This window comes from Bacillus sp. RC240 (genome assembly GCF_044907945.1).
In the GTDB taxonomy this organism is placed as follows: Bacteria; Bacillota; Bacilli; order Bacillales; family Bacillaceae_G; genus Bacillus_A; species Bacillus_A mycoides.
Genome location: NZ_JBIYCT010000003.1, coordinates 476,226 through 488,239, shown reverse-complemented (window position 1 = coordinate 488,239; position 12,014 = coordinate 476,226). Strand labels below are relative to the sequence as shown.

The 12,014-nt window shown below is 33.6% G+C and carries 11 protein-coding genes and 2 pseudogenes; 10 read left to right on the top strand and 3 right to left on the bottom strand.

The annotated features are described in order from the left end of the window. Positions 1-88: 88 nt before the first annotated feature. From ABH955_RS14190 to ABH955_RS14165, 6 genes and pseudogenes are all read left to right on the top strand, one after another. Entirely contained in the window at positions 89-490 is a 402-nt protein-coding gene (locus ABH955_RS14190; protein WP_002087127.1) for a BlaI/MecI/CopY family transcriptional regulator, read from the top strand. A gap of 2 nt (positions 491-492) precedes the next feature. Further along, positions 493-2,430 (top strand): M56 family metallopeptidase, encoded by a 1,938-nt coding sequence (locus ABH955_RS14185; RefSeq protein ID WP_404491226.1) that lies wholly within the window; start codon positions 493-495, stop codon positions 2,428-2,430. A 273-nt stretch (positions 2,431-2,703) separates the two neighbouring features. Further along, positions 2,704-3,276 (top strand): TetR/AcrR family transcriptional regulator, encoded by a 573-nt coding sequence (locus ABH955_RS14180; protein ID WP_000963368.1) that lies wholly within the window; start codon positions 2,704-2,706, stop codon positions 3,274-3,276. 206 nt (positions 3,277-3,482) lie between these two features. Further along, positions 3,483-3,707 (top strand): annotated as a pseudogene (locus tag ABH955_RS14175) (YhgE/Pip domain-containing protein); the annotation flags it as partial. Between the two features lie 641 nt (positions 3,708-4,348). Beyond that, positions 4,349-5,479, top strand: a complete 1,131-nt coding sequence (locus ABH955_RS14170) for an RNA-guided endonuclease InsQ/TnpB family protein (RefSeq protein WP_404455811.1) — start codon at positions 4,349-4,351, stop codon at positions 5,477-5,479. A gap of 143 nt (positions 5,480-5,622) precedes the next feature. Continuing rightward, positions 5,623-8,043 (top strand): annotated as a pseudogene (locus tag ABH955_RS14165) (YhgE/Pip family protein); the annotation flags it as partial. 38 nt (positions 8,044-8,081) lie between these two features. Here the strand turns inward: ABH955_RS14165 and ABH955_RS14160 are convergent. Both ABH955_RS14160 and ABH955_RS14155 read right to left on the bottom strand, forming a co-directional pair. Next, complete coding sequence (locus tag ABH955_RS14160; RefSeq protein WP_404455814.1) at positions 8,082-8,843, bottom strand: hypothetical protein; 762 nt, start codon at positions 8,841-8,843, stop codon at positions 8,082-8,084. A 220-nt stretch (positions 8,844-9,063) separates the two neighbouring features. Beyond that, the gene (locus ABH955_RS14155; protein WP_002125820.1) at positions 9,064-9,417 is read right to left on the bottom strand and encodes a PH domain-containing protein; all 354 of its coding nucleotides are present in this window, start codon (positions 9,415-9,417) and stop codon (positions 9,064-9,066) included. A 157-nt stretch (positions 9,418-9,574) separates the two neighbouring features. Here ABH955_RS14155 and ABH955_RS14150 point away from each other — a divergent pair, with 157 nt between their 5' ends. The 3 genes from ABH955_RS14150 to yknW are packed head-to-tail and all read left to right on the top strand — an operon-like array spanning position 9,575 to position 10,830. Further along, positions 9,575-9,790: a hypothetical protein gene (locus tag ABH955_RS14150; RefSeq protein ID WP_404455818.1), complete on the top strand. Its 216-nt coding sequence runs from the start codon at positions 9,575-9,577 to the stop codon at positions 9,788-9,790. Between the two features lie 35 nt (positions 9,791-9,825). Beyond that, on the top strand, positions 9,826-10,128 hold the full coding sequence (locus ABH955_RS14145; RefSeq protein ID WP_131933741.1) for a DUF2087 domain-containing protein: 303 nt from the start codon (positions 9,826-9,828) through the stop codon (positions 10,126-10,128). Positions 10,129-10,152: 24 nt separating this feature from the next. After that, the gene (yknW, locus tag ABH955_RS14140) at positions 10,153-10,830 is read left to right on the top strand and encodes a YknW family membrane protein (RefSeq protein WP_404455821.1); all 678 of its coding nucleotides are present in this window, start codon (positions 10,153-10,155) and stop codon (positions 10,828-10,830) included. A gap of 175 nt (positions 10,831-11,005) precedes the next feature. Here the strand turns inward: yknW and ABH955_RS14135 are convergent, their stop codons facing one another. After that, a complete protein-coding gene (locus ABH955_RS14135) occupies positions 11,006-11,347 on the bottom strand; it encodes a PH domain-containing protein (RefSeq protein ID WP_404455824.1) in 342 nt (113 codons plus the stop codon). Positions 11,348-11,496: 149 nt separating this feature from the next. Between ABH955_RS14135 and ABH955_RS14130 the strand changes: the two genes are divergently transcribed. After that, complete coding sequence (locus ABH955_RS14130) at positions 11,497-12,006, top strand: GNAT family N-acetyltransferase (protein WP_113936573.1); 510 nt, start codon at positions 11,497-11,499, stop codon at positions 12,004-12,006. The last annotated feature ends 8 nt before the right edge of the window (positions 12,007-12,014 follow it).

Genomic DNA, 12,014 nt, shown 5'->3' with positions numbered 1-12,014 from the left:
TTTTGCTAAAATATGGTTGACAATTAAGTATTACATTTGTAATCTTAATTGTAGATTACAAATGTAATACTAAGGAGTGAAATATACTATGACAAATAAATTACCTAAAATATCTGAAGCGGAATTAGAAATTATGAAAGTACTTTGGTCTAACTCTCCACAAACAGCGAATGAAATTATAGAAGTACTAGAAGATGAAATGGACTGGAAACCGAAAACAATCCGTACATTAATTAATCGGTTAGTACAAAAGGAAGCCGTTTCTTATCATCAAGATAAAGGGCGTATGTATGCTTATTATCCGTTAGTATCACAAGATAATTATTTGCAAGTTGAAACAAAATCTTTGCTAAAGCGTTTTTGCGGCGCAGCGTTTAAGCCATTACTTGTTAATTTTTTAAAAGAGGAAAAATTGTCTTCAGAAGATATTAACGAACTGAAACGCATTTTAGATGAAAAGACCGAGGAGAATAAAAGGAAGGATAGATAACAATGATAGACACGCTTATAAATGTATACCTTCCTCATTTTTTTGATTGGCTTATAGAAACGTCACTTATGGCTAGCATATTAGTTGGATTTATTTTATGTATAAAAGTACTATTTAGAAATAAATTAACGCCCCGATGGCAATATATGCTGTGGATCGTATTAATGATAAGACTTCTTTTACCATGGTCACCAGATAGCTCTTATAGTATTTATTCATTACTTTCTTATAGTTCTAGTGTATCGGAAGTTTTTCCAAAAAATATGCCGTCTACTGAGAGTATAGTGAACATAGAAACCAATCATACAGTGGAATTGGAATCAAATTCTGAAACTGTGACAAAAAATGGTGAACCTGAAGTAAACGCGAGTGCGGAACAACAGACTACATTGTCTTTATACAAAGTTGCTCTATATGTTTGGCTAGCTGGGGTAATCGTATTAGCAGTCATAACGTTTATTACAAATAGACGTTTATATTCTTACATAAAAAAACAACCGGATATTACGGATGAACAGGTCGCTACAGTGTTTAATCGCTGTAAGCAGTCTATGAAAATGAAGAAGGCAGTTTCATTACGTCTAGCAGGAAAGATTGCGAGTCCAACTGTTTTTAGTTTCTTTCGTCCGAAAGTATTACTATCAAAAAAACATATGAAAGTATTAAATGAGCAACAATTACAATATGTCTTTTATCATGAGTTAGCTCATATTAAGAGAAACGACGTAGCGGTAAATTGGATTATGTATAGTTTGCTCCTATTAAATTGGTTCAATCCGATTCTTTGGTACGCCTATTTCTGTATGCGAGAAGATCAAGAATTAGCCTGTGATGCATATGCGCTTACTTTTATAGATAAAGAGGAGCAAATTGCATACGGTCATACAATTATTACCCTTTTAGAACATTATTCCTATCAAGCACCAAGTTTAGTGAATTTAAGTAGAAATAAACGAACACTAAAAAGGAGAATCGTTATGATTAAAAAGTTCCAAAAGAAATCTTATCGTCTTTCTTTACTTGGAATCATTGCTATAGCAGCTATAGCAGGCGGATTCTTATTAAATGCAAGGATAACTGAGGGGGATGAAAGACAGAAAGAAAAAGTTGTAGAAAAAAAGCAATCTAAAGCGGCTTTTGAAAAAGCGATAGAAACAGTATTAGGTACACCGGAGAATGCAAGTAGAGAATGGGGGATGTCAATAAAGTCATATAAAAGGAATACAGATTTTTTGTATTTGGCAGAAAAGAATTTTACAAAAGAAGAATTTGAGCAGTATGTTCAATTATTTAAGGAAGCACAAGAAATTCATAAAAAAGCAATGGTTAAGAAAAATGTGCCTGAGAATTATGATGGAGATACAAAGGAATATAAACCTGAACGCTTGAAGAAAGCTGATCAAGAAAGACTAGCTACTATTGAGAAGACATTAAAACAGCTTGGAGATAAGCTGGAGAAGTCTTTAACATATACTATAGAAGAAGCGAAAGATCATGTACCATTTCAAATTAAGCAGCCGACTTATATGACTGAAGGTTATGAGTTAAAAAGAGGATGGGCTGATTCATATTTTGGAAGAGATGTAGAATTAGTTATTAAATCAGAATATACAAAAGAGAAATATGGTTTTACAATTTATCAGTCAAGAATGTATGTAGGTGGTAATAAGGATCCACTACACTACATGATGCCTGGAGAAGAGAATCTAGAAAGTTATAGTTTAGATGGGAAAGGAATGGTATATAATAAATCTTCTCATGGAGAGGGTAAGTTAAGAGGCCTCAAAATGTTTGTACCAGCACAAGGTAAGAATAGTGAGTATCAAATTGTCATAGTGAATGATATTTTTACAAGAGATACAAAGATATACGAAGAGATAATCGATGATGAGCTAACTAAGAAAGAGATGGAGAAAATATTACTTTCTATGTCAAAATAAAAGACAGTGTTCTTAAACTTTTGGTTTTAAGAACACTGTCTATTTAATTAGATTTCTAGTGTGATCTAGCCAGCAATTATTATGAATATATTCTTGCTTTCCATACAAGTATACTTTTTGATACACTATGGACAGTATGATATAACTTGACTGGAATTTTTTTATACTGGGAATAATAAAAAAGAGAACTTGTATAGAATGTAAGCGTGTGGTAATATCAAAGATGTACTGATTGACTATATCATCCAATTGGTCATTTTTGGAGGTGACGATGTGGCGATAGATCGAAAACGTTCTATTATTGAAGCTGCAACAAAGTCTTTTTCAGCGTTCGGTTATAAAGCAACAACGATGGATCAAGTTGCGAAGTTAGCGAATGTAGGAAAAGGAACGATTTATACTTTTTTCAAAAATAAAGAAGAGCTATTTGGTGAAATTATTTCTAATTTAATTACAGAGATGAAGCAAGTTGCAGAAAATGCAATTCGTTCAGATATTTCATTTTTTGAAAATGTACATAGAGCATTATATAGCATATTAGAATTCAGAAAAGAACATCAGCTCATGATTAAGTTAATTCAAGAAGAGCGTGATATGGGAACGAAAGAAGTACAAGAAGTGATGCAACAAGTAGATGTGGAAATCGTTTCTGTCATTCAATCGTATTTAGAAATTGCGATTGAAAAAGGTGAAATTAGCAAATGTGATCCAGAAATTACAGCATTTATTATGCTTCGCTTATACGTATCGCTTATTTTTGATTGGGAAAAAAATCATGAACCGTTAGAAAAAGAAAAAATATCGGAATTATTCGAACTTTATTTACTAAAAGGATTGTCAAATTAAGATAATCCTTTTAATATTATAAAAAATGACCAATTGAACAAATTGGTCAATCGTATAAGGAGGATGGTTAAATATAATCATGTAGATGAAAATGTGCATAGTATAAATTCGGGGATAAGGCATATGTATGAACAGATATAGCCTTTTTATTTGGGTAGAAATGACTAAAAATACATTTTGGTCATTTTTAAAAAGGGGGATAAATTATGAAATGGCATAAGTTGCTTAGTAAAGAATTTGCAGAGATTATAAAAAGTAAAAAAATATTAATCCCAATCATTGCGGTTTTATTTGTACCGATTTTATATGCGGGTATGTTTTTATGGGCCTTTTGGGATCCGTATAAACAGTTAGATGATTTACCAGTTGCGGTAGTCAATTTAGATAAAGGTGCAGTATTTGATGGAAAACCAATTGAGGTCGGAAAAGGGTAATTAACTGTTACGATTTATTTAACCAATTAAAACTAAAGTTAATTAAATATATCAGTAAGCCCTGCTAGTCAAGTGATTGGCTAGTAGTGAGGGTTAACTGCGGGCAATCCCTAAAGCTGATTGAACTACAACGTGGCTAGAAATGGCGAGCGTGAATGTCGCGAAAGCAGAAAAAATCAATCAGATGGTGCAAGGTTAAATCCTAAACACTAGAACAATGGGTCTTCCGCCTCGAATCATCTAAGTCAAAATGGATAAGATGAACGTTCAACGACTATCTCGTATAACTGACGAGAGTACATCACAAGTCTATGGTGATGGAAAAATCCTCTATCTCTAAGTAGATAAACATATAGTCTGCGCTCATGTGAAAACATGAGAAGTTCATAAGAGAACTGGCTAAGGAATTGCGCCCTTAGTTGAACAAGATAAATTTTATTGAATCTATCAAACTTTATTGAATTTATCGAACGTACGTGCTATGTTTGGTTCGATGAGGTGAGAATAATAATGAAATTTTCACGAGTTAGTCAAGTATCGGAATTAACAGGTTTGTATCCTGGTAGTCTCAGGAGAATGCTGGTGGAACACGCTACTATTCAGAAGAACAAATCTTTCATTAAAGAAGTTAAATTCTGATGATATTAGCGAAGAAAGTCAGACTGATTCCAACGCCTGAACAAGAAAAAGTGCTTAGAAACCATGCTGGAGCTGCAAGATTTGCTTATAACTATTGTAAAAGAATGAGTGATAGATACTATAAGCTATTTGGAAAATCTGTTTCACAGTTAGCTTTACAGAAACGATTTACAAAGATCAAGAAGCGAAAGCAATATGAGTGGTTAAAAAATATCAACGCACAAGTTCCCAAACAGGCTTCAAAAGATTTTGACAAGGCGCGAAAAAATTCGTTCGAAAAGTACCAAAATGGTTATCACACTTCTTATAAATCCAAAAAAGATTTAATCCAAGGATTTTATGCCAATTATGAAAGACTGATTATAGGAAAGAAAGTAGTTCATATTCAGTCTATTGGAGAAGTGAAAACAAGCCAACAACTACCAAGAAACAAAAAGCCATCCAATCCAAGAGTTACATTTGATGGTCGTCACTGGTGGATTAGTGTAGGGTTCCAAGAAGACTTTGAATTACAAGAGCTAACCAATGAGTCGATTGGTGTGGATGTTGGTTTAAAAGAGCTGTTTGTGGCTTCTAATGGTATGAAAGAACGAAATATAAATAAAGATGCTAAGGTTAAAAAACTTTTGAAAAGGAAAAAGTCAGCGCAAAGAGATATGTCTAGGAGATTTAAAAAAGGTGTAAAAATTCAATCTGCCGGATATGAAAAAGCTAAAGCGGAGCACCTGCGGTTATCTAGGAAAATTACGAATATCCGAAATAACCATATCCATCAAGCAACAGCAAAATTGGTGAAAACCAAACCAATGAAAATTGTTGTGGAAGACTTACCTATCTCAAACCTGTTAAAAAACAAAAAACTATCGAAAGCATTTTCATTTCAAAAATTAAACTTCTTCTTTCAATGTTTGTCATACAAGTGCGAGAAGTATGGCATTGAGTATGTAAAAGCTGATAAATGGTTCGCCTCAAGCAAGATTTGTTCATGTTGCGGAGTTAAATACGACCATTCAGTTCAACCAGAAGGACAGTGGAGTTTAAAAATACGTGAGTGGTGTTGTGTTTCATGCAATAGCCATCACGATAGGGATGTAAATGCTGCGATAAATTTATCAAGATGGGTAAAATAAATGCTTGATAATAGGAGGTAACGATACTGCCTCGTGTGGAGTGTTATACCCCTCGTCCCTTCGGGGTTGCGAGAACACGATGAAGCACTAACTTGTGTAAATTTGATTGAATTGTATAGATTTAGTTAAGTTTATCGTATCGGCTCGTTGATAACTTAAAAGATAATACAAGTTTCAAATGGGAATTTGTAAGTGAAAAAGAAGCGAAAAAAGGAATGGAAGGTAGAAAGTATTACATGTTAGTACGCATTCCAGATGACTTCTCAAGTAATGCTACAACGTTATTAAAAGATGATCCAAAACCATTAAACTTAGAATACATTCCAAACGAAAGCTTGAACTTCTTATCTTCACAAATTGGCGGAACAGCCATTGAAAAAATTAAAGGTGAAGTATCAAGCACGTTAACGAAAACATATGCAGAGAAAATGTTTGATTCCATTAAAGACGTCTCAAAAGGATTAGCAGATGGAGCAGAAGGGGCAAATAAACTACACGACGGATCAAGTGAGTTACATGATGGTTCAAGTAAAGTGACGGATGGCCTTCATACACTTCAAGGGAAGTCTGGAGAGATGAAAGATGGAGTTCAGAAATTAGCAGATGGATCTAATAAATTACAAGATGGATCCGGAAAAGTGACAGCAGGTTTAAATACATTAAATAGCAAAACGGGTGAGATGCAGATAGGTATAGGGAAATTACAAGATGGATCCGAGAAAGTAACAGCAGGCTTAAATACGTTAAATAGTAAAACAGGTGAGATGCAGACAGGTATAGGGAAATTACAAGATGGATCTCAGAAAGTAACGGCAGGTTTGAATACATTAGTAAGTAAAACAGGTGAATTAAAAACAGGAACGAATGAATTATCAACTGGCATGGAAAAACTTGCCGAAGGACAAAGTGAATTAGAGGGAGTTTCTCAAAACATTGAAAAGGGTTTGCAAGAGTTAAATAGTACAGTGAAAAATTCTGTTGCAGGCTTAGAGGAAATGCAGTCGAAAGTTCCTACTATATTAAATACGGTAAATCAGAAAATAGATGGTGCTGGAGAAAATATAAGTCAGTTAAATGAAGTCGCTCAATCAACAGCAGGGGATGCAAAAACTGCAGCGCAAGATGTTGCAAATTTACAAAAACAAATCGAGAGTTTACCAAAAGAATATCAAGAGCAGTTACAACCATATATAACAAATGCGGCAAAAAGTACAGCGACGGTTCAGCAGAAAGCTGCCGGAGTAGCAGGTGGAACAAATAAATTAAATGAAGAAGTAAAACAATTAAAAGGCGAAATACATCAAACAACAAGTGATGCGCAAAACAAATTACCGAATACAGCGGGATTGAAATCTTTAACGGATGGTATTGAGAAATTAGCCAGTGGACAAAAAGGATTTGTTGAAAATTTCCAAGGATTTGGTAAGAATTTAAATGCAGCAAAAGAAGGCGCAAATAAATTTAAAAACGAATCCGGTCAATTAATTGATGCGATAAATCAATTAGCAGATGGCTCGGGTCAAGTAACAGGTGGCTTAGACACATTATCTGCAGGAGCAAATCAAATGGCAGGCGGAATAAATCAATTGGCAGATGGATCAAACCAAGTAACAGGCGGTTTAGGCACATTATCTGTAGGAGCAAGTCAAATGACAGGCGGAATAACGCAATTAGCAGATGGCTCGGGTCAAGTAACAACTGGCTTAGGTACTCTAAATGGTGGCCTAAATAAAATGTCAACTGGCTCAACCCAGCTAATCGACGGAGTAAATAAACTAGCAGACGGCTCTGGAAAAGTGACTGACGGACTCGTAAAAGTAAACGACGGTTCAGGTGAACTTGCTGAGAAGCTTGGTGAAGGCGCAGAAAAAACGGGAGAAGTAAAAGGAACGGATAAAACGTATGATATGTTTGCAAGCCCTGTAAAAGTGAAGACAGAGAAACTAGCGGAAGTTCCAAACTACGGAACTGGGTTTACACCGTATTTCTTATCACTCGGTTTATTCGTTGGGGCATTACTATTATCTATCGTATACCCATTACGCGATACAGTCGGCGTTCCCAAATCAGGATTTAGTTGGTTTATTAGTAAGTTTGGTGTTTTACTATCAGTCGGTATTATTCAAGCAATAGTAGCAGATGTCATATTACTGTTCTGGTTAGGTGTAGAAGTACAAAGTATTCCATACTTTATACTCTTTAGTATTGTTACGAGCTTAGCGTTTATTTCATTAATTCAATGTTTAGTAACAGCATTCGGTGACGCAGGGCGTTTCATCGCCATCATCACATTAATTATTCAGCTTACAACAAGTGCTGGAACATTCCCGCTAGAGTTGATTCCGAAGTATTTACAACCATTTAATGCTTGGTTACCGATGACATACTCGGTATCAGGATTGAAAGCAGTCGTATCAAGCGGAGACTTTAACTTCATGTGGCAAAATATTGGGATACTCATGATCTTTATCGTTGTATTATCACTTGGAACAATTGCTTCATTAACGTGGATGCACAAACGACAATTTAAAAATATTGCTGAAAATCAATCGATTGAAGCATAAATAAGAAATATAAAAAAGGCACCGAAATGGTGCCTTTTTTAATGGTCTTGTTTTATTGGCTGAGAAAGTTCATTTGTTTTTCTATTTTTACGGAACAAGTATATAACAATACTTATAAGAATAATTGTAGCTACAATCCAAACAAATGGACCATATCTTTCAGCAAAAGTATATAGTTTCATGTTGCTGGCAATGTCCTCTTTTGTTTTTCCTATTAGAATTTCAGAGCCGCTATAACCTTCAAACGTATCACCTTTTTTTATGCCAAAAATAAGAACGTCTGATTTGTTTTCTATTCCGGTGTATCGGTATCCTTTACCTTTAATTGTTAATTGAGTATCATCCTTTTTTAGTGAGTAATCTTCGGCGGAAATATCTTTTCCTGACAGTGTAATTGGTTCCATTGAGAAGCGGATTTCTTTTAATGCAGGAAGAGCTTCATTGTTTAGTAAGAGCTGCTTTGAGATATGCTGCTCGGTATCAATGTTTTTCCAATTTGCCTTTCGTCGTTTATATGTATTAATTTCAAGAAGTGCAAATTCTTTATTTTGAAGTTTTTCCTCTGTAATAGGTTGCGCGGTAGTTAATGTTCCTTTTAATAAAATCACACCGTCTTGTGCAGATTGAAATGAAGAGACTTCCTTCGTTTCTTTTAATGTATTGATAGCACCTCTATAATCTTCTTTTCCTAAAAGAACAGCTCCCGTATGTACGGTTAAAATAAGATATAGGATGCTTAATACTATAATAGCTTTTTTCACTATTTTCCCTCCAAAATATGTATAAGTTAATTGTAACATAATTTTCCATATAAAATTTATTAATTTTAATAATAGGTTATGAGAATGAGGGTGATAAGTAAATTAAGAGAAGTGTGGATGAGAGAGAAATACAGTTGTAAGAAAGGTGAACTGTACTTTTCTTTTAGATGAAAAGTATTTTATTCCGTAAAATCCCGATTGGTGTAGGCTAATAATCAGTGGGGGATGAACAAAATCAACCACTGATTAAAGTTTCACTTTATTGAATTCTTTTTCTCTGTATTACATTTAAAAAACCCTCAATATTTGAGCTTAAAATTTGTCCCACCGTTATATATTCGTCTTCATAGTAAAATATTAGTTTTTTATCAAAGAATGTTCTTTTCGTCTCTATGGATAGAATTTTTTTATATTCAAATTCCACAATCAATGCATTTTTACAACATTTGAATGATTGTCCATAAAAAATAACCCTCCTATTAGTGGCAAGTAACACTCCGGAACGAGGGACATTATGTGTAATAATATAGCCAGTAAGTGAACATCTTAAAATGGATAAAATATTTTCTTCATGATGTAATAGTTGTTTTGCATCCTTTAAAATTTGATTCATTGCATATTTGGTGTATGGTCTTTTGAATATTACTCAGAATTGTTCTTACTTTCCAAAGAGTATATTCTCCTTAATTTTACCATATCTCATGTTTAGGCTAAATGAAAGAACAGGAATTGCAACAATTTGAATAGAAGTATATTACATGGGAGTTGATATGATGAAAGGAAATCTTACTTATTATTTTATCTTAAATCCGCTAATCATCTTTCTTGTTTACGCCCTTTCACCTATCTTGTTTCATAAAGAAAAATATATAAATATGAAAGATGCACTAGGAATACTTTTAGTTTACTATGTGCTAATTAGCGGGTATTACTTTATGGATGTTGTAAGTAAAAGAATGAAGAAGAATAGTAAAGACAAACGATAAATTTTATTGCATAAAAACCGATGGAGGACAACAAAATGACTGAAAGTGAAATGAAATTCAGGGATACGACGATTCGTAACTTTTTCGATAAAGAGGACCGCCTAAAATCGATTCCAGGTCAAAAGAAGAAAAAATTAGTATTGTTGGAGCATTTGATTAGCAAATTAAACGCTGAAAATCAGTATACGGAAAAAGAAATTAATACATTCATAAAACAATATCATGATGATTTTTGTACGATTAGACGAGAGTTTATTGTGCACGGTTTTATGGATCGAGAGGATAATATGTACCATATAAATGGGAGAGAAGTGTGGACGAAGTGGGAGGAGTTATAAATGTAATGAGGAAGGGGGATTTTCTTGCAAGCTAGTAGTCTTATACAGGAAGAGATTTCAGGGAAACCATCGATTATTGGGATATTCACTTCACCAACACTACAATTCAAAAGGATGAAGAATCAAAGAAATATATTTTTCCCGTTAGCTCTTTTAATTGTGCTTATTATAATTTCAAGTGCCTTAATGTCTTGGAATTCTTTAAATAATCCTGCACTCAGTATGTTTCATGATAAAACGGGATTTACTGCTCCGAAATACATAACTTTCTTTACTACATTTGGATTTTCAGCAGTCAGTGGAATCGTAGCTATACTTTTTGCACCTATATTCTATAAGAACATTATGATTTTCTTTGGAGTTGATATTAACTATAAAGAAACATTCCCGATAATCATTTATGCTTCGTTTGTATTAAGATTAGGGATGATTTTAAACGGATTAATTGCATTTTCTCTAAGTGGGTATGAGATATCTTATACAGGTTTAGGTGCAATAGCGACAGATAATATGATCTTGCATACAATTGCTCAAAGAATAGATATATTTAATATTTGGTATTACGTTTTATTAGGAATAGGTTTAAAAACGATAACGAATTTAAATAAAGACAAACTTATCCCTCTTATTATTGTACTTTTCGTTTTCACTAGTTTATTAGCGAGCATGGCTGGGTTTATGCAGGAAATATCTAAAGCGTAAGGATAGGTGGGAAGTATAATTATAAGCTTGTATGAAAAAGGTGGTTTGGATATGGACAAACCACCTTTTATCCCGCTATTTGCCGGGCAGTAAAACTCCCACCTCAAAATGCGGCTGGAGCAAAGAAGCTAGGTGGGAGATCAACAGCCCGTAAATGCCCGATTAGTAGCCCGCGCTAGTCTTGTATTTTTCTTTGTAGTAAGTCTATGAACTCTTCAATATTTGAACTTGTAATGTATCCCACCGTTATATATTTATCTTCATAATAAAATATTATTTTTTTGTCAAAAATTCTTCTCTTCGTTTCTATAGATACAATTTTTTCATACTCAAATTCGACAATTAATGTATTTTTATATTGGCTAAAAAAGAGAAGTCTTCTATTAGTAGCAAGTAGCATGCCCGGATACGGAACTTTATGCGTAATAATATGGCCAGTAAGTGAACAATTTAAAGTAGATATAATAACTTCGTCTTTATGTAATAGTTGTTTTGCAGCTGTTAAAATTGGATTCATTTTATGCATTCCTTTTATATAGATGTAAGGATATTGTATCAAAAGTGAAAAGATTCTCAATATGTAATGTTGCATATTGAGCGTTTTAGAGATTCTTAGTTTGATAGTTCCAATATTATTTTTAAAAGAAAAAGGTACGAGGTGATTCGGTGATACGATTAGCAAAAGAGGTTGATGCGGAATCAATTATGGATATTAGAAAAGAAATTATATTATCAGAAACTACTACAAAATTTTTTATATCATCTCCAAATAAATTACCAAATGATATTGATTCAGAAAGAGAAAAGATACAGACAAGTAGTGAAAAAGGCAACCTTTATATAGTTTACGAGGTAGATAGTAAGGTGGTTGGCTTTCTGGTTTTCAAACGATATGAACTAGAACGGTTACGACATGCAGGCACAATGGGAATGGGGATTAGGGAGGCGTATTGTAATCAAGGCATTGGTACGAAGCTAATTGAATTTCTTATTAGTTGGGCTAAAGAGAAGAAAGATTTAGAGAAAATTTGCTTAGGCGTAGTTTCTATTAATGATAGAGCAATTAAAGTGTATAAACGAACTGGCTTTGTAGAAGAAGGAAGGCAAAGAAAGCAAATTAAATATGAAGATGGATCATATGGAGACGACGTATTGATGGCTTTTTATATTGAATAGAATTCTTA